Genomic DNA, 17,025 nt, shown 5'->3' on the forward strand with positions numbered 1-17,025 from the left:
TCCTGTAAGGGCGGCCTATCTGAGACGTGCTGCCAAGACCCCGGCAGTCGAAAGAAAGATAGAGAGGGGTCGGCGGCAATGGGGCCGCCACATCAAACGGGAGACCCGGGATACGCCCGGGAGTGCTCCCAGCTAGGATAAGCTGAATGTTTAACGTTACAAAGAAATCAATGCAGTGGGGCGAAGAGACGCTCACACTGGAGACCGGCAAGGTTGCCCGTCAGGCCGATGGCACAGTGATTGCCACCCTAGGCGAAACCTCGGTCATGGCAAACGTCACTTTTGCCCGCCAGCAGAAGCCGGGTCAGGACTTCTTCCCCCTGACGGTTCACTATCAGGAAAAATACTACGCTGCGGGCAAGGTCCCCGGCGGATTTTTCAAGCGTGAAGCACGCCCGACCGAAAAAGAAACCCTGACCGCGCGTCTGATCGACCGTCCGATCCGCCCGCTGTTCGTCCCCGGCTTCAAAAATGAAGTCCTGGTGATGTGCACCGTGCTGAGCCACGATCTGGTCAACGATCCCGACATGGTTGCGATGATCGCGGCCTCCGCAGCGCTGACCCTGTCCGGCGCACCCTTCATGGGTCCGATTGCGGCTGCGCGCGTTGGCTTTGAGGGCGGCGAGTACGTCCTGAACCCGACCGTTGACGACATGCAGGATCTGCGCCTGAACCCTGATCAGCGTCTGGACCTGGTTGTCGCCGGCACCAAAGACGCTGTGATGATGGTTGAATCCGAAGCCTACGAACTGACCGAAGCAGAGATGCTGGGTGCGGTGAAATTCGCCCACGAACAGATCCAGCCGGTGATCGACCTGATCATCTCCTTGGCGGAAGACGCGGCCAAAGAGCCGTTCGATTTCCAGCCTGCTGACTATTCGGAGCTGTTCGCCGCAGTGAAAGCCGCAGGCGAAGAGCAGATGCGCGCTGCATTTGCAATCACCGACAAGCAGGAGCGCACCGCCGCTGTTGCCGCCGCGCGTGAGGCGATCAAGGCATCGCTGACCGAAGAACAGCTGGAAGACGCCAACCTCGGCTCCGCCATGAAGAAGCTGGAAGCAGCCATTCTGCGCGGCGACGTCGTAAAAACCGGCAAGCGGATCGACGGTCGCTCGACCACCGATGTGCGCGCGATCGAATCGGAAACCGGCCTGCTGCCGCGGACCCATGGTTCGGCCCTGTTCACCCGTGGTGAAACCCAGGCCCTGGCCGTGACCACCCTCGGCACCGGCGACGATGAGCAGTTCATTGACGCGCTGCACGGCAACTTCAAATCCAACTTCCTGCTGCACTATAACTTCCCTCCCTATTCGGTGGGTGAAGTTGGTCGTGTCGGCTCGCCCGGTCGCCGCGAAATCGGCCACGGCAAACTGGCATGGCGCGCGCTGCAGGCTGTTCTGCCTGCTCCGACCGATTTCCCCTACACCATCCGCGTGGTGTCCGAGATCACCGAATCGAACGGCTCCTCCTCGATGGCGTCGGTCTGTGGTGGTTCGCTGTCCATGATGGACGCCGGCGTGCCGCTGAAGGCACCGGTTGCCGGTGTCGCGATGGGTCTGATCCTGGAAGACGACGGCTCCTACGCGATCCTGTCGGACATTCTGGGCGACGAAGACCACCTGGGCGACATGGATTTCAAGGTGGCCGGTACTGCGAACGGTATCACCTCGCTGCAGATGGACATCAAGGTTGCAGGCATCACGCCTGAGATCATGGAAAAAGCACTGGATCAGGCCAAAGACGGCCGTCTGCACATCCTCGGCGAAATGGCCAAGGCACTGTCGGAAACCAACGCGTTCTCCGTCCATGCGCCCCGCATTGAGACCATGCAGATTCCGACCGACAAGATCCGTGAAGTGATCGGCTCCGGCGGTAAGGTCATCCGCGAAATCGTGGAAACCTCCGGCGCGAAAGTCGACATCAACGACGACGGCGTAATCAAGATCGCATCGGCCGACGGCACCGCGATCCAGAAGGCCTATGACATGATCCACTCGATCGTGGCAGAGCCGGAAGAAGGCGCCATCTACACCGGTAAGGTTGTGAAGATCGTCGATTTCGGCGCCTTCGTGAACTTCTTCGGCAAGCGTGACGGCCTGGTGCATGTGTCCCAGATCGAAAACCGCCGCCTGAACCACCCTTCGGACGTTCTGAAGGAAGGCCAGGAAGTGAAAGTAAAGCTGCTGGGCTTTGATGATCGCGGCAAGGTCCGCCTGTCCATGAAAATCGTGGATCAGGAAACCGGCGAAGAAATCAAAGCCGAGAAGAAAGAAGACGCAGAGTAATCTGCCTTCCCTTTCCAAGCACCCGGAACCCCGCCAGAGATGGCGGGGTTTCTTTGTTTCAGTGGCAGCTGGTTCCTGCTCGCCTCTTTTCACCACCGGTCAAGATCGCTACCTCTGGGACCATGAGATCCTACATCATTCATATGGCCGACGATCAGAAACGCGCGCCCAATGTGGCGCGTCTGATGGCGCAGCTGCCGCAGCCGGAAGTGGTCGAGGCGGTCAACGGCCGGGCGGCGCTTCAGGCGGGGCTTGTGCCTCTCTGCGATGGGGATCTGCACCGGCCACATTACCCCTTCGCGCTGCGGGCAGGCGAAGTCGGATGTTTTCTATCCCATCGCAAATGCTGGCAGAAAATCGCGGAAGGCATGGATGATTTCGGACTGATCGTTGAGGACGATCTGGCGTTTGACCCCAAGCTCTGGCGCGACGCGATGGCGCTTGTCGACAACCATGCCGACAAGGATCACTTCATCCGCCTGCCTGCCAAACAGCGCGAGACAGTGCGGCAGGTCGTGGGGCAAACAGGCGCGGCCCGCATGTTTCTGCCAAGGCGCATCGGACTGCAAACCGTGGCACAGGTGGTGGGCAAGACCGCCGCCGCCCGATTGCTGGAAGCAAGCGAGACGCTGGACCGGCCGGTTGACACCTTCCTTCAGATGCACTGGGTTCACCGCCAGCCAGTACATACCATATGGCCAAACGGCGCATCTGAGCTGACCGAGGCCCTGGGCGGATCAACCATCCAATCCCGTCCAGCAGGTGGCAAGCTTGCGCGGGAGCTGAAACGCGCGCTCTACCGGACACAGGTCGCCTTGCGATCGCAAAAGCCCGGTTAGACCCGCAATAGAAAAGGGGCCAGACGGCCCCTGTTCATGACGACATGTCAGCAGGGCCGCTTACGTGCCCCGCTACGCCTTCCTACAGATCACTCTGGCGCTTTGGTCTTGCGCAGATAGGGGAAGATCGTTTCGAACTCGCCAAATTTAGCCTTCGCATCCTCGTTCGAGACGCTGGGGGGGATGATGACATCTTCGCCCGGAACCCAGTTTGCCGGAGTTGCTACACCTTTGCCGGACATCTGAAGGCCATCCAGCGCGCGCAGAATCTCCGCAAAATTGCGCCCGACGGTCATCGGGTAGGTCATCGACAGCTTCAGCTGCTTGTCAGGTCCGATGATGAAGACCGACCGCACCGTGGCGCTATCTGCGGGTGTGCGGCCATCAGGCAGATAGGCCTCTGCCGGCAGCATGTCGAAAGCCTTGGAGACAGCCAGACCTTCATCCGCGATGATCGGAAAGCCTGCCGCAGCTTTGCCGTAGCTTTCGATGTCGCCTTTCCATTTCTTGTGGTCTTCGACACCATCCACGGACACACCGATCACCTTCGTGTTGCGTGCAGCCCATTCATCAGCCAGCTGCGCCACGGCAGAAAACTCTGTGGTGCAAACCGGTGTAAAATCCTTGGGGTGGGAAAACAGGATCGCCCAGCTGTCGCCGATCCAATCATGAAACGAGACGGTGCCCTGATCGGTTTCTGCGGTGAAATCCGGAACCACATCATTGATACGCAAACCCATGGGTCTCTCCTCTGCTGTCAAATGAATGCTATCTGGTGAGTAACCTAACCACTCGGCGCGCAGGTTAAACCCTTGATGGGAGACAGGCAGACGAAAAGATCGCCCCACGCGTCAATCTGCCCCTATCGGAACATCTGCACGGATTGGTGCCGGGCATCATACCGCCGTTCCATATAGGGTCAAAGTGGCGAAAATTATTCCGCTGCAAAATTTGATCAAATTATGAAATCCCCCCCTTGCTCATCCGAAACGCCAGTGACAGAGTGTCCGCCAATCGCGGGCACCGCCCCGTCACACCCTGACAATCGGGAGATCGACAGATGATCGAGAAACGTGATTTTTACATCGACGGCCAATGGGTCGCCCCGGCTGCCCCGAATGATTTCGAAGTGATCGACCCATCGACCGAAGCGCCTTGCGCGGTCATCTCGCTTGGCAGTGCGGCGGATACAGAAGCTGCCGTCGCGGCTGCAAAGGCGGCACTGCCGGGCTGGATGGCCACTCCGGTAGAAGAGCGCATCGCGCTGGTCGAAAAGCTGATCGAGATCTATGAGAGCCGCACTGAAGATCTGGCGCAGGCAATGAGCATCGAAATGGGTGCGCCAATTGATATGGCCCGCACCCAGCAGGCAGGCGCTGGCAGCTGGCATCTGCGCAACTTCATCAAGGCGGCCAAGGCGTTCTCCTTCGAAGCGCCGCTGGGCGACCATGCCCCGAATGATCGTATCATCCACGAGGCGGTTGGTGTCGCTGCGCTGATCACGCCGTGGAACTGGCCGATGAATCAGGTCACACTGAAAGTTGGCGCGGCGGCCATTGCCGGGTGCACCATGGTTCTGAAACCCTCCGAGCAGAGCCCGCTCAATGCAATGATCTTTGCCGAAATGATGGATGCGGCCGGTTTCCCTGCGGGCGTATTCAATCTGGTCAATGGCGACGGCGCCGGTGTCGGCACTCAGCTGTCCAGCCACCCGGACGTGGATATGGTGTCCTTTACCGGGTCGACCCGCGCAGGCACGGCGATTTCCAAGGCCGCAGCCGACACGCTGAAAAAAGTTCATCTGGAGCTGGGTGGCAAAGGCGCCAACGTCATCTTTGAAGATGCCGATGACAAGGCCGTCAAGCGCGGTGTCCTGCATATGATGAACAACACCGGCCAGAGCTGTAACGCCCCAAGCCGGATGCTGGTTCAGAAAAGCATCTATGACAAAGCTGTCGAAGAAGCTGCTGCTGTTGCCAGCAAGGTGGAGGTTGGCCCCGCCTCCAGCGAAGGCCGCCACATCGGGCCGGTTGTGAACGAACTGCAATGGACTAAGATCCAGGATCTGATCCAGAAAGGTATCGACGAAGGCGCCCGCCTTGTCGCAGGTGGAACCGGCCGTCCTGATGGGCTGAACCAGGGTTTTTATGTCAAGCCCACCGTCTTTGCCGATGTGAACAACCAGATGACCATCGCCCGCGAAGAGATCTTTGGCCCGGTGCTGTCGATTATCCCCTTCGAGACCGAAGAAGAAGCGATCGAAATCGCCAACGATACCCCCTACGGGCTGACCAACTATGTGCAGACACAGGATGCGGCCCGTGCCAATCGCATGGCTCGCAAACTGCGCGCCGGCATGATCGAGATGAACGGCAAATCCCGCTCCGCCGGATCTCCCTTTGGCGGGATGAAGCAATCTGGCAACGGCCGCGAAGGCGGCAGCTGGGGCATCGAGGACTTCCTGGAAGTCAAAGCCGTCGGCGGCTGGGCCGCAGAATAGGCCTATTTTTCAGGGTCCAGAACAACAGGAGCCGCCCCCAGAGGGCGGCTCCTTGCTTTCCTGCATCAGGGCTTTGCTGGGACCAGGGCTTTGCTAGCGCCTCATGTCGGCGCAAAACAGGCTCTAATTGGGCAGTTCAAGCACCAGTTGGGGCAGGCCGTCGGAGGTACACTCAGCTGAGCGGCCATCCCAGCCGATGGTTCCGGTGATCCGCTGGCGCAGCGCTGAGAAACTGTCGAATTTCACTACATCGACCGGTTGTTCCAGATGCAGGGTAACGCGTCGTCGGGCGCCGCCAGCAAACACCTGCAACCCTCGCAGCTCGGCTGTGAAGGCCTGGCCAAGGTAGCTGCCCCTCAGGATCTGCCCGATCTGCAACGCCTGCTGCGCAACATCCGGGCGTGGCCTGTCAGCCTTGGCGCTGATCGTGTTCCAATCCTTGTAGCCATATTGCCGGGCCACCATCTCAAGCGCGGCGCTATGCGAGAGTGTGTGGTTACGTGCCTGCAACTGAGCGCGCAGATTGCGGGCCTGCTGCTTGAGGCTCCCAATGGGCGGGAGATCTGTCTGGCTATTTGTCATTCTTGCCTCTTGTCCAATCAACAAGATGCGCCGGATAAATGGGGCCCGCATTGCCATTGGCGCATCACATGGATGGGCGAAAGACAGGAGTTTCAGCGCGGGGGTTCACCATGGTCTTCTCAACCGCGAGCGGCAGGGCCCCGACCCTTACGTCAGCCTTAGGCCGTTCAATCGGCCGAGGTCAAGACCCAAGCCAGCCTGCACAACAGGTGCTGACCTGATTGTCACGCCCCGGCCCCATCAGCAGATGACATCAGATATCCGTCTGGCGAAGCCACGCGGCTGTGATTTTTCGCTTGATCTAAACCTGACTTGAGATTGCAGGCTGTCGCTACCTGACCATTCAGCGGAGCCTTAAGATGATCCATGTACAGGATAACGCTACCGGCAAAACACATATCGAAACGGAACTGACCGGAATCTATGAGACGCATCTGACGGTTAAAGACCTAGACCGTGCGATGACATTCTACGGAGGGACCATGGGTTTGCAGCTGGCCCACCATCTGCCGGAACGACAGGTCGCATTCTACTGGGTGGGCGGTCAGTCTCAGGGAATGCTGGGGCTCTGGGCCGGTGGATCCGCACCGATGGGACTGCGGCTGCACATGGCGTTTCGCAGTACCGTAGCGGCGATGGATGGCATCTGTGACCGGTTGACGGATGCGGGAATCATACCGCTCGATTTTCACGGCAGCCCAACCGATGAGCCGGTGGTGCTGGGCTGGATGCCGGCGCTCTCGATCTACTTCAAGGATCCTGACGGGCATTCAATCGAGATCCTCGCACCAATGCCGGATCAGCCGGATCCCGATTTCGGCATCGCAGCCCTTGGTGACTGGCAGGCGCGATACGGCGGATGAGCGAGGGCGGGACTGGTCACGACACTGCTTCACGCATATGAACGCCCCTGTAGCTCTTCGAGGGACCGACGATGATTATCACCCGCCTGCACGGCCGACTGGGCAACCAGATGTTCCAATATGCCGCCGGGCGCGCGCTGGCGGATCGGCTTGGGGTCTCGCTGGCGCTGGACAGCCGTGGCGCGGAGCTGCGCGGCGAAGGTGTCCTGACACGTGTCTTCGACCTTGATTTGGCGGCGCCGGACAAATTGCCTCCGCTGCGCCAGACCGAACCACTGCGCTATGCGGTATGGCGCAGCCTCGGGCAGGGGCTGGGTGCAGGACCGAAACTCCGACGAGAAGCTGGCCTTGGCTACAATCCAGATTTCGAACACTGGGGCGACGACAGCTATCTGCACGGCTATTGGCAGAGCGAGCACTATTTCAATGGGTGCGCCGAACGGATCAGGCGCGACTTCACCTTTCCTGACTTCTCAAATCAGCAGAACGCCGAGATGGCGGCCAGGATCAGTGAGAGCAACGCGATCTCGCTGCATGTTCGGCGGGGCGATTATCTGACGCTCGCGGCGCATGTGCTTTGCGATCAGTCTTATTACGAAGCCGCGCTGCAACAGGTGCTGGACGGGCTGGAGGGACAGCCAACGGTCTATGTATTTTCGGACGATCCGCAGTGGGCCAAGGACAACCTCCCCCTCCCCTGTGACAAGGTGGTGGTGGATTTCAATGGCGCGGAAACCGACTACGAGGACATGCGCCTGATGAGCCTGTGCAGGCATAACATCATCGGCAACAGCTCCTTCTCCTGGTGGGCCGCCTGGTTGAACCAGAACGCGAAGCGCCGGGTTGCGGGACCGGCAAAATGGTTCGGCGACCCCAAGCTGAACAACCCCGATATCCTGCCACCGGACTGGCTGCGGATCAGCGTCTAGCAACTGCTGCGATCAGAACGGTGCCTTGACGCGGAACTTCATCGATTCGCCGCTGTCGGGATGTTTGATACGCAGCTCTTCTGCGTGCAGCATCATGCGTGGATGATCCAGTGCAGCCCCCTGAGCGTAAAGCGGATCGCCCAGAATGGCGTGTCCGACCGAGAGCATATGCACACGCAACTGATGCGAGCGACCTGTCTTTGGCGTCAGACGCACACGTGTCGCGGCCTCTTCATATCTTATCACCCGCCAATCGGTCACCGCCTCCTTGCCAGTGTCATGGCAGACCATCTGGCGCGGGCGGTTTGGCCAATCGACGATCAGCGGCAAATCGACGGTCCCGCTGCGCGGCTCTAGCCTGCCACCAATGCGCGCGATATAGGCTTTCTTTGCGGTACGTTTTTCAAACTGCATCGAGAGATGGCGTTGGGCGTGCGGAGTGACCGCAAACACCATTACGCCGGAGGTGTCGCGATCCAGTCGATGGACCAGCAACGCCTCGGGAAACACTGCCTGCAAGCGGGTGAGCAGACAGTCCGCAAGGTGTTCTCCGCGCCCCGGTACGCTCAGCAGACCATGGGGCTTGTTCACCACCAATAGCTGCGCGTCATGATGCAGGATATCCAATGGATCCGTCGGCGGGGTATAATCGCTAGAAACAGTCATGCCCGCGTCCCTAGCGATCCGGCGCCCGCAGGGCAAGGTATCGCTACGTCGTGCTTGCCCGGGATCTGGCGGAGCGTCAGGGTGGCGGTAACCCCTGCCTCACCGCGGGCTCCCTGTTCTGAGAGGTGCAGCATGACACATCCGACCATTAACAGGCTGCAAGAGGTTGTTGCCAAAGGCGACGACAGCCAGATTGCAGATCTCCTGGCGGAGGATGTGCAGTTCCTGCCCCCGACCTATTGGAAAACATGGACCGGTCGCGCACCAGTGGCGGCGATTCTGGGTCATGTCGGTCAGGTATTCAGTGACTTTCGCTATCGTCGGATCATGGGGGACGGAAACGACTGGGCGTTGGAGTTCCAGTGCAAGATCGGCGAGTTCGATGCTGTGGGCGTTGACCTGATCACGTTGAATTCGCACGGCCTGATCAGCCATTTCGAGGTGGTCATGCGCCCCTATAAAAGCGTCGGCGTGCTGCGCGCCGCAATCATGGAACGGGTCACCACCGACCCACGATTTCTGCAATATCAAAAGGCGCTCAGCTGATCGGCATCGATCATATCGCCCGCATTGTCCTGCTGCCGCTTCTGGTGGTGCAGGCAGTTAACGTCCGGCGCAGGGCGCTGAACCTACCGGAACCCTCGGGGCCTCGGTTCGGCCAACAGGGACAGGGCACGCCGCTACGGCTGTTGATTGTCGGCGACAGCTCAGCTGCTGGTGTCGGTGTCGGTCGCCAGAACGATGCGCTCTCCGGTCAACTGACATCGCGCCTGACGCAGGGTCGGCATCTAACCTGGCGGCTGGAGGCCACAACCGGGCATCGCAGCGCAGATGCTCTGGCGCGGGTGCGTGCGCTGCCGCCGCAGACCTTTGACGTTGCGGTTCTGGCATTGGGGGTCAATGATGTGACCCGGCTTGCGCGGCGGCGACGGTTTCACATGGAACAGTGCGCGCTGATCAAGCTCCTTCGGGGCCGGTTTGGGGTCAGGCTGGTGGTCTTGTCAGGAGTGCCACCAATGGCAGATTTTCCAGCCCTTCCCCAACCGCTGGCTTGGGTCCTTGGTCGCCACGCGGCGCGGCTGGACCGGGTTCTATCCAACTTGGCCGCAGGAAATCACGATGTCATCCACCTGCCATTCACGATGGCGCCCGACCCAGCGCTGGCAGCGCAGGACGGCTATCATCCGTCGGCAGCCGCCTATTCTCTTTGGGCTGAAACCTTGGCAGAGACCATCAACGCGGAACTGTCCTGGACATCCCGGCCCGCCCCTCAGGCCCGGCGCATCTGCCGCACCAATGAGACCGAGTAGATCACCAGCGCGAGCCAGATCATCGGAAAGGCGATCATGCGCGCGCGACCGAAATCTTCGCCAAAAATGAACACCGCTGCCAGAAATATCATCGTCGGAGCAATATATTGCAGGATACCGATGGTGGAGAGCCGCAGCAGTTTGGCGCCATTGGCGTAGGTGATCAGCGGCACCGCTGTGACCAAACCACAGCCCAGCAGCAACGCGGTGTCACTGAACGCTCCCGCGAAATGCGCGTCACCGGAGGCCGTAAGATAGAGCAGATATCCCAGCGCCGGAGGCGTCAGGATCAGCACTTCCAGCATGAAACCCTGATTGGGGCCGACCGGCAGGGATTTCTTGAAGAACGCATAGAACCCCCAGCTGAGAGTAAGACCAATGGCAGCCCACGGCAGGCGCCCGGCGTCAACGGCAAGCACCAGCACCGCCAGTGCCGCCAGACCGATTGCGACCAGCTGTGCCGGCAACAATCTCTCTCCCAGCAAAAGTGCACCCAACATGACGCTGAACAGCGGGTTGATATAATATCCCAGCGCCGCATCAAGCGCATGCCCGGTTGCAATCGACCATACATAGATGCCCCAATTCACTGAGATCAGCGCCGCTGTCACCGCCCCCATCATCAAGACCTTGGGCGAGGTCAGCGCCGCGCGCAGATCACGGGTTCGACGCAGGATAATGAGTAGCACACCCGCCACGGGCACCGACCAGATTACCCGATGCGCGACAACTTCGGCGGCGGGCATATGTGCCAGCGCTTTCATATAGATCGGCAGAAATCCCCACATCAGATAGGCGGAAACTGCAAAGGCAAGGCCCTGCGGCGTGTCTTTGTTCTCAACTGATGAGGTCATCGTGGAATCTCCCTGAGCCGCGTTTATGACAGCTCAGCGCGCAATTGACAGAGCGGAAGCACAAAAAACACTGCTGTCGGCGATGGTAGACGGCCTTATCGGATCGCCGGGGAAAGAGTGCGCGAACTGCGCACATATTCTCCCGCTGATCTCGCCCCCCCCCTGGGGCCCTTAGAGGTGACCTATGCCTTCACCCGCTCCGATTTCGGATCATACATCGGCTTCAGGGAAGCTTCGGCTTTCACTTTCACGCCGCAGACGTCGATCTCATAGACCGAACCCAGCACATCCGCTGCGCTTTCCCCCTCGCAGGGCACATAGCCCATGCCGATGGCGGCACCCAGCGTGTGGCCGTAGTTGCCGGAGCTGAGATAGCCCACGTATTTGCCGTCGCGGATGATCGGCTCATTGTGGAACAAGAGCGGCTCGGGGTCGGTCAGCTTGAACTGAACCATGCGGGCCTTGGGGCCGGTTCCCTTGCGTTCCAGTACCGCCGCTTTGCCGATGAAGTCATCCTTGCCGGTAGCAACCGCAAAGCCGAGCCCTGCGTCGATCACATTGTCCTCGCAAGTGATGTCGTGGCCGAAGTGGCGGAAGCCCTTCTCGATCCGGCAGCTGTCCATCATGTGCATGCCGCAAAGCTTAAGCCCCATGTCGTGGCCCGCCTCCCAGAGGGTTTCGAACGCGTGGCCGGACATTTCCGCCGGGATGTAGATCTCCCAGCCCAGTTCGCCCACATAGGTCACCCGGTGGACACGGGCGAGGCCCATGCCAAGTTCGATCTCCTGCGCGGTGCCAAAGGGGTTCACCTCATTGGAGAAATCATTGGGCGAGACTTTCTGCATCAGTTCGCGGGCGTTCGGGCCCATCACGGCCAGCACACCCTCGCCTGCCGTGACATCGGTAATCACCACGTTATGGCTGCCCTCGTGGCGCATCATCCAGGTCTGATCCGCCAGACGGGTCACCGCCGGGGTCACGACCAGATAGACGGTCTCGCTCAGGCGGGTGACGGTCACATCCGCCTCAATCCCGCCGCGCGGGTTCAGGAACTGGGTGTAGACGATCTTGCCCGCAGGGACCGAAACATTGGCACCGCAGATGTAGTTCAGGAACTTCTCCGCATCCGGGCCTTCGACGCGGATCTTGCCGAAGGAAGACATGTCGTACATGCCGACATTTTCCCGCACGGCGCGGTGTTCTGCAGCGGAGTTTTCAAACCAGTTCTGACGCTTCCAGCTGTACTGGTACTCACGCTCCTGGCCTTCATTGGCAAACCAGTTGGCGCGCTCCCAGCCGCCGATTTCGCCGAAAACGGCGCCCTGTTCCTTGAGGTGGTAGTGGAACGGGGTGCGGCGCACGCCGCGGGCGGTGGCCTTCTGACGGTAGGGGAAATGGTCCGCGTAAAGCAGCCCCAGGGTCTCTTTCGAGCGTTCGAACAGGTAATGCTTGTTGCCCTGGAACGGGTGCATCCGGGAGATGTCCACATCGCCGAGGTCAAACGGCTTCTGGCCGTCTTCCATCCACTGCGCCAGCGCCATGCCTGCGCCGCCTGCGGACTGGATGCCGATCGAGTTGAAGCCTGCGGCGACCCAGAAGTTGTCCATCTCCGGCGCCAGGCCGAGGTGGTAGGCGTCGTCCGGGGTAAAGGATTCCGGGCCGTTGAAGAAGGTATGGATACCGGCCTCCGCCAGCAGCGGCATCCGGTTGCAGGCGGCCTCCAGGATCGGCTCGAAGTGGTCGAAATCCTCGGGCAGCTGGTCGAACTCGAAGTTGTCCGGAATGCCGTTCATCGCCCAAGGCTTGGCGTTCGGCTCAAACGCGCCCAAGAGGATCTTGCCGGCGTCCTCCTTGTAGTAGGCGCATTCATCTGGCACCCGCAGCACCGGCATCTGGGTCAGGTCGGCGATGCCCTCGGTCACAATGTAGAAGTGCTCGCAGGCATGCAGCGGAACGTTGACGCCTGCCATGCGGCCGACCTCATGGCCCCACATGCCGGCGCAGTTCACCACCATGTCGCATTCGATATGGCCCTGCGCCCCGCCATCGTCGCTGGCCCAGTCCACACCAGTAACGCGGCGGCCCTGTTTGGAGATGCCGGTGACCCTGATGCGCTCGTTGACCAGCGCGCCGCGCTGACGGGCGCCCTTGGCCAGGGCCAGCGCAATGTTGGCCGGATCCGCCTGCCCGTCAGTCGGCAGCCAGACGCCGCCGGTCACGCCGTCCAGATTGATGTGCTCGTAGCGCTCCTTCACCTCCTTGGGCGACAGCTCCTCCACCGGCACGCCAAACGCGCGCGCCATGGCGGCGTTGCGGTAAAGCTCTTCAAGCCGCTCATTGGTCAGGGCAGCGGACACCGACCCCACCTGACGCATACCCGTCGCGACTCCGGTTTCTGCTTCAAGCCCCAAATAGAGCTCGGCCGAATAGCGGGCGAGCTTGGTCATGTTGGAGGACGCGCGCAGCTGGCCGATCAGGCCCGCGGCATGCCATGTGGTGCCGGAGGTCAGCTGCTTACGCTCCAGCAGCACCACATCCTTCCAGCCGAGCTTGGTCAGGTGATAAGCTACCGAGCAGCCGATCACGCCGCCGCCGATAATGACAACACGGGCCTTGTTGGGAAGATCGCTCATCTTGTGTCTCCTGATCTCGTTTGATCAGACCCTGCCACAGACAGGCGACAGGAAATGTATGAAAAACGCCAATCTTGCCGCTGTATTCTCCGCCGCTAATGGGCGGGTTTCCGACGTCGCTCCATGGACTGGGAAGCGCGTCGTGACTTTCGCAAGGCAAATGGGGTAATGCCGAAAAAAGCCTTATACAGGGTCGAAAACCCGTTGGAGAATCCGCAGGCCAATCCGATTTCCCGCACGCTCATAGTGGTGTTGAGCAGCAGATTATTCGCCTTGTTCAGCCGCATTTCGCGGTAAAACCCGTTTGGAGTGGTGCCCAGAAAAGTATTGAACTTGCGCTCCAGCGATCGGGTCGAAATCCCCAGTTGATTCACGATCTCGTTGATCGGCAACGGGTCTTCGATGTGCTCCTGCATCACGCGAATGGCCTGATCGAGGTCAGCATCACCGGTAACCGTTGGCTTCACACCTGAGAAGGGTTGCAGCGATGCGTAATCGCGTATCTTGTCATGCAGCAGGATATTGGCAACCGTCACCTGGGCGGCGGCCGTTGTCAGCTGTCCAATCAGGGCCAGAACGATATCCACCGTCGACCCCATTCCGGCACAGGTCACAACCTGACCATCCTCGCTTGCAAGCGCGAAGTTGGCGTCAAACAATCCAATACGTTCGCGCATCAAAGTGGCGTTTTCCCAATGTGTCGTGTGGAGCGCCCCCTGCTTTCCGCTGTCGCGGATGTACCTGCTTGCCGCCTCAGCCAGCAGATAGACTTTGGCTCCGCGCGCGCGGTATTTGCTGATCAGCGGCCCCATCGACAGCGCAGGGCAATCGGGATCCGTGTTGCCAAGAACAAAAACACAATCCGCCTCGGCGCGGCTTGCAAAAGGCTCCGTCTCGACAAAGGCACCCGCCCGGCAGCCGATCTGACCACCCGCTGCGGAGCGAAGGGTCCAGGAGAACGGTGGCTGCGCCAACACCCGATTGGCCAGGCGCAACGGCTCCACCACGGCGGAAAATTCCGTCAAGACGAAACCTTCGCTCAGCAGGATATCAACCTGCCACCGACGTCCCCCAGGGGCGGGGCCCTCGGAGGTCGCGCGAGGGTCAGGCCCGGAGCCGGTCATTGCCCGGATCCCACAGTGGTTCGTCTTTTTGAACCACCGCACGGTATTTCTCACCGTAGATTTCGATCTCCAGTTCGGTTCCGGGCACCGCCAACTCAGGTCGCACCATGCCCAGCGCGATGGAGGCATTCACACGGTAGCCCCAGTCGCCAGAGGTGGTTTCGCCCACGATCTCGTCATCCTTCCAGATGCAGGACATATAGGGCGCGTCCGCCTCCCCGGCATCGACAATCAGGGTGACAAAGGATTTCTTCACCCCGCGCTGCTTTTCGGCCTGGATCGCGGCCTTGCCCGGGAAATCCTGCGGTTTGTCCAGCTTGACGAACCGCTCCAGCCCGCCTTCAAGCAGCGAGTAGTCGGTGGACAGGTCACCCTTCCAGGTGCGGTAGCCCTTTTCGATGCGCAGGGAGTTCAGCGCGTACATGCCAAACGGCTTGGCGCCGCCCGCCAGCAGGGCCTCGTAAATCTCCGGTTGATGCGCGTTGGCGCAATGGACCTCCCAGCCCAGTTCGCCAGCAAAGGACACCCGCGCCAGGAAGGCGGGCTTGCCCGCGACCGTGGCTTCCTGATGGGTCAGCCAGCCCAGCGACAGATCGGCATCCGAGATGCCCGCCAGCAGCTCCCGCGATTTCGGGCCGGTGACGATCATGGTTGCAAATTCGGTGGTGCGGTCGGTCAGGGTCAGGCCCTCGGGCAGCGCCTTCTTCAGGATCTCGAAGTCGTGCCACTGGGCCGAGCCTGCGGTGATCATAGTGAAATGGTCTTCACCGTGACGGATGCAGGACATCTCCGTCAGGATACGGCCGCGGTTATCTGCGAAGTAGACCAGGTTCATCCGGCCCGCCTTGGGCAGACCCCCGGTGATCATCCCGCGCAGAAACTCGGCTGCGCCCTCACCGTCCAGGTTGAAACGGGAGAAACCCGGCAGGTCCAGCACGCCAACATCGTCGCGGACCGCTTCGCATTCTTCCTTGATCCGCTGCTGCCACGGGCCGGAGCGGCCCCAGGTATGGGTGGCCTCCTCGGAGGTGTCGTCACCATCCTTTGCAAACCAGTTGGCGCGCTCCCAGCCGTTGTAGGCGCCCATCTGGCCGCCGAGCTCCTTGATGCGGCAATGCACCTGGCTGACTTTCTTGTCGCGCGCTGCCGGCCATTCGTGATGCGGAAAGTGCATGGCGTATTCGTTGCCGTAGACTTCCATGCCTTTCTTGTCGCAGTAATCCTGGTCGGTGTAGTCGGTGTAACGGCGCGGATCGCAGGACCACATGTCCCACTCGGTCTGGCCGTCGGCGATCCACTCCGCCAGCACCTTGCCGGCACCGCCGCCCTGGGCGATGCCAAAGGTAAAGACACAGGCTTCGAACGCGTTGTCCACGCCCGGCATCGGGCCCAGCAGCGGCAGACCGTCGGGGGCATAGGGAATCGGGCCGTTGATCACGCTGGAGACGCCGGTGGACGCCATCAGCGGCACCCGCTCCATCGCGTCGGTGACGATATCCTCGATCCGGTCCAGATCGTCCGACCACAGCTGGAACGAAAAATCGTCCGGCATCCGGTCGTCCTCGGTCATCCAGTGGCCCCTGCAGTTCGGCTCATATGGCCCGAGATTGTAGCCGTTTTTCTCCTGACGCAGGTAGTAGGACACATCCACGTCGCGGATCAGCGGGAGCTTCTTGCCGGTCTTCTTGGTGTGCTCTTCGATCTCGGGGATCTGCTCGGTCAGCAGATACTGGTGGCTCATCACCATCATCGGCACGGTGCGGCCGCCATAGGGCTTGAACCACTCTCCGACACGCTGGGCATAATAACCGGCGGCGTTCACGACATAGTCGCATTCGATATCGCCCTTATCGGTATGCACGATCCAGGTCTTGTCTTCCTTCTGGCTGACGCCGGTTGCCGGGCAGAAGCGGATGATCCTCGCGCCCATGTCGCGGGCGCCCTTGGCCAACGCCTGCGTCACCTGCGCCGGGTCGATGTCGCCGTCTGACGGATCCCACAGCACACCTTTCAGGTCGTGGGTCTCCAGGAACGGATAACGCTCCTTGGCCTGCTTAGGCGTCCATATCTCCATCCCGATGCCCTGATAGCGGCCCATGGAGCAGGCGCGTTCAAACTCCTGCATTCGCTCCTTGGTATGGGCCAGACGGATAGAGCCGGTCTGATGATAGTTCATCGGATAGTCGACCTCTTCACCGAGGCGGGCATACAGCTCGGTCGAGTAGCGCTGCATGTTCATGATCGCCCAAGAGGTCGAGAATGTCGGAACATTGCCCGCCGCATGCCATGTCGAACCGGCTGTCAGTTCGTTCTTTTCCAGGAGGACGCAATCCGTCCATCCCTTCTTCCCAAGATGATACAGTGCCGAACAGCCGACGACGCCACCGCCGATGATGACCACACGGGCCTTGTTTGGAAAATCGGACATGATTGCTCCCTG

Annotated in this window: 14 protein-coding genes; 7 read left to right on the plus strand and 7 right to left on the minus strand. The window is 60.5% G+C overall.

Annotation, left to right across the window (positions count from 1 at the left end; translation table 11 throughout):
• Positions 1 to 146 precede the first annotated feature (146 nt).
• A complete protein-coding gene (gene pnp / locus VWZ81_RS09640) occupies positions 147 to 2,285 on the plus strand; it encodes a polyribonucleotide nucleotidyltransferase (RefSeq protein WP_340546901.1) in 2,139 nt (712 codons plus the stop codon).
• Between the two features lie 122 nt (positions 2,286 to 2,407).
• Positions 2,408 to 3,124, plus strand: a complete 717-nt coding sequence (locus tag VWZ81_RS09645; protein WP_416542600.1) for a glycosyltransferase family 25 protein — start codon at positions 2,408 to 2,410, stop codon at positions 3,122 to 3,124.
• A gap of 89 nt (positions 3,125 to 3,213) precedes the next feature.
• On the opposite strand, the gene VWZ81_RS09650 is transcribed toward VWZ81_RS09645, so the two are convergent.
• On the minus strand, positions 3,214 to 3,864 hold the full coding sequence (locus tag VWZ81_RS09650; RefSeq protein ID WP_340546903.1) for a peroxiredoxin: 651 nt from the start codon (positions 3,862 to 3,864) through the stop codon (positions 3,214 to 3,216).
• 320 nt (positions 3,865 to 4,184) lie between these two features.
• Here VWZ81_RS09650 and VWZ81_RS09655 point away from each other — a divergent pair, with 320 nt between their 5' ends.
• Entirely contained in the window at positions 4,185 to 5,624 is a 1,440-nt protein-coding gene (locus VWZ81_RS09655) for an aldehyde dehydrogenase family protein (protein ID WP_416542601.1), read from the plus strand.
• Between the two features lie 123 nt (positions 5,625 to 5,747).
• On the opposite strand, the gene VWZ81_RS09660 is transcribed toward VWZ81_RS09655, so the two are convergent.
• The gene (locus VWZ81_RS09660) at positions 5,748 to 6,206 is read right to left on the minus strand and encodes a glyoxalase superfamily protein (RefSeq protein WP_416534485.1); all 459 of its coding nucleotides are present in this window, start codon (positions 6,204 to 6,206) and stop codon (positions 5,748 to 5,750) included.
• 359 nt (positions 6,207 to 6,565) lie between these two features.
• Between VWZ81_RS09660 and VWZ81_RS09665 the strand changes: the two genes are divergently transcribed.
• Complete coding sequence (locus tag VWZ81_RS09665; protein ID WP_416542602.1) at positions 6,566 to 7,069, plus strand: VOC family protein; 504 nt, start codon at positions 6,566 to 6,568, stop codon at positions 7,067 to 7,069.
• A 71-nt stretch (positions 7,070 to 7,140) separates the two neighbouring features.
• The gene (locus VWZ81_RS09670) at positions 7,141 to 7,998 is read left to right on the plus strand and encodes an alpha-1,2-fucosyltransferase (RefSeq protein WP_416542603.1); all 858 of its coding nucleotides are present in this window, start codon (positions 7,141 to 7,143) and stop codon (positions 7,996 to 7,998) included.
• A gap of 12 nt (positions 7,999 to 8,010) precedes the next feature.
• On the opposite strand, the gene VWZ81_RS09675 is transcribed toward VWZ81_RS09670, so the two are convergent.
• Positions 8,011 to 8,664, minus strand: coding sequence for an RluA family pseudouridine synthase (locus VWZ81_RS09675; protein WP_416542604.1), 654 nt, complete (start codon positions 8,662 to 8,664; stop codon positions 8,011 to 8,013).
• A gap of 132 nt (positions 8,665 to 8,796) precedes the next feature.
• Here VWZ81_RS09675 and VWZ81_RS09680 point away from each other — a divergent pair, with 132 nt between their 5' ends.
• Positions 8,797 to 9,210 carry a nuclear transport factor 2 family protein gene (locus tag VWZ81_RS09680; RefSeq protein ID WP_416542605.1) on the plus strand — a complete coding sequence of 138 codons (414 nt, stop codon included), beginning with the start codon at positions 8,797 to 8,799 and terminating at the stop codon, positions 9,208 to 9,210.
• Positions 9,211 to 9,254: 44 nt separating this feature from the next.
• The gene (locus VWZ81_RS09685) at positions 9,255 to 9,974 is read left to right on the plus strand and encodes an SGNH/GDSL hydrolase family protein (RefSeq protein WP_416549218.1); all 720 of its coding nucleotides are present in this window, start codon (positions 9,255 to 9,257) and stop codon (positions 9,972 to 9,974) included.
• Here VWZ81_RS09685 and rarD read toward each other — a convergent pair.
• The 4 genes from rarD to VWZ81_RS09705 form a co-directional block, all read right to left on the minus strand.
• Positions 9,935 to 10,828 (minus strand): EamA family transporter RarD, encoded by an 894-nt coding sequence (gene rarD, locus VWZ81_RS09690; protein WP_340546911.1) that lies wholly within the window; start codon positions 10,826 to 10,828, stop codon positions 9,935 to 9,937. The two genes, VWZ81_RS09685 and rarD, sit on opposite strands and share 40 nt — an antisense overlap.
• 182 nt (positions 10,829 to 11,010) lie before the next feature.
• Entirely contained in the window at positions 11,011 to 13,461 is a 2,451-nt protein-coding gene (locus VWZ81_RS09695) for a GcvT family protein (RefSeq protein WP_416542607.1), read from the minus strand.
• Between the two features lie 95 nt (positions 13,462 to 13,556).
• Positions 13,557 to 14,585: a GlxA family transcriptional regulator gene (locus tag VWZ81_RS09700; protein ID WP_416542608.1), complete on the minus strand. Its 1,029-nt coding sequence runs from the start codon at positions 14,583 to 14,585 to the stop codon at positions 13,557 to 13,559.
• On the minus strand, positions 14,566 to 17,013 hold the full coding sequence (locus tag VWZ81_RS09705; protein WP_416542609.1) for a GcvT family protein: 2,448 nt from the start codon (positions 17,011 to 17,013) through the stop codon (positions 14,566 to 14,568). The genes VWZ81_RS09700 and VWZ81_RS09705 overlap by 20 nt, the downstream gene beginning before the upstream one ends.
• Positions 17,014 to 17,025: the final 12 nt, after the last annotated feature.

Origin of the sequence: Phaeobacter sp. JH20_34, from assembly GCF_048056095.1 — a bacterium.
GTDB lineage: Bacteria > Pseudomonadota > Alphaproteobacteria > Rhodobacterales > Rhodobacteraceae > Phaeobacter > Phaeobacter bryozoorum.

Excerpts from the sequence above, each read along its gene's own strand:
- pnp (WP_340546901.1), top strand. The coding sequence starts at position 147 with ATGTTTAACGTTACAAAGAAATCAATGCAGTGGGGCGAAGAGACGCTC.
- VWZ81_RS09645 (WP_416542600.1), top strand. The coding sequence starts at position 2,408 with ATGAGATCCTACATCATTCATATGGCCGACGATCAGAAACGCGCGCCC.
- VWZ81_RS09650 (WP_340546903.1), bottom strand. The coding sequence starts at position 3,864 with ATGGGTTTGCGTATCAATGATGTGGTTCCGGATTTCACCGCAGAAACC.
- VWZ81_RS09655 (WP_416542601.1), top strand. The coding sequence starts at position 4,185 with ATGATCGAGAAACGTGATTTTTACATCGACGGCCAATGGGTCGCCCCG.
- VWZ81_RS09660 (WP_416534485.1), bottom strand. The coding sequence starts at position 6,206 with ATGACAAATAGCCAGACAGATCTCCCGCCCATTGGGAGCCTCAAGCAG.
- VWZ81_RS09665 (WP_416542602.1), top strand. The coding sequence starts at position 6,566 with ATGATCCATGTACAGGATAACGCTACCGGCAAAACACATATCGAAACG.
- VWZ81_RS09670 (WP_416542603.1), top strand. The coding sequence starts at position 7,141 with ATGATTATCACCCGCCTGCACGGCCGACTGGGCAACCAGATGTTCCAA.
- VWZ81_RS09675 (WP_416542604.1), bottom strand. The coding sequence starts at position 8,664 with ATGACTGTTTCTAGCGATTATACCCCGCCGACGGATCCATTGGATATC.
- VWZ81_RS09680 (WP_416542605.1), top strand. The coding sequence starts at position 8,797 with ATGACACATCCGACCATTAACAGGCTGCAAGAGGTTGTTGCCAAAGGC.
- rarD (WP_340546911.1), bottom strand. The coding sequence starts at position 10,828 with ATGACCTCATCAGTTGAGAACAAAGACACGCCGCAGGGCCTTGCCTTT.
- VWZ81_RS09695 (WP_416542607.1), bottom strand. The coding sequence starts at position 13,461 with ATGAGCGATCTTCCCAACAAGGCCCGTGTTGTCATTATCGGCGGCGGC.
- VWZ81_RS09700 (WP_416542608.1), bottom strand. The coding sequence starts at position 14,585 with ATGACCGGCTCCGGGCCTGACCCTCGCGCGACCTCCGAGGGCCCCGCC.
- VWZ81_RS09705 (WP_416542609.1), bottom strand. The coding sequence starts at position 17,013 with ATGTCCGATTTTCCAAACAAGGCCCGTGTGGTCATCATCGGCGGTGGC.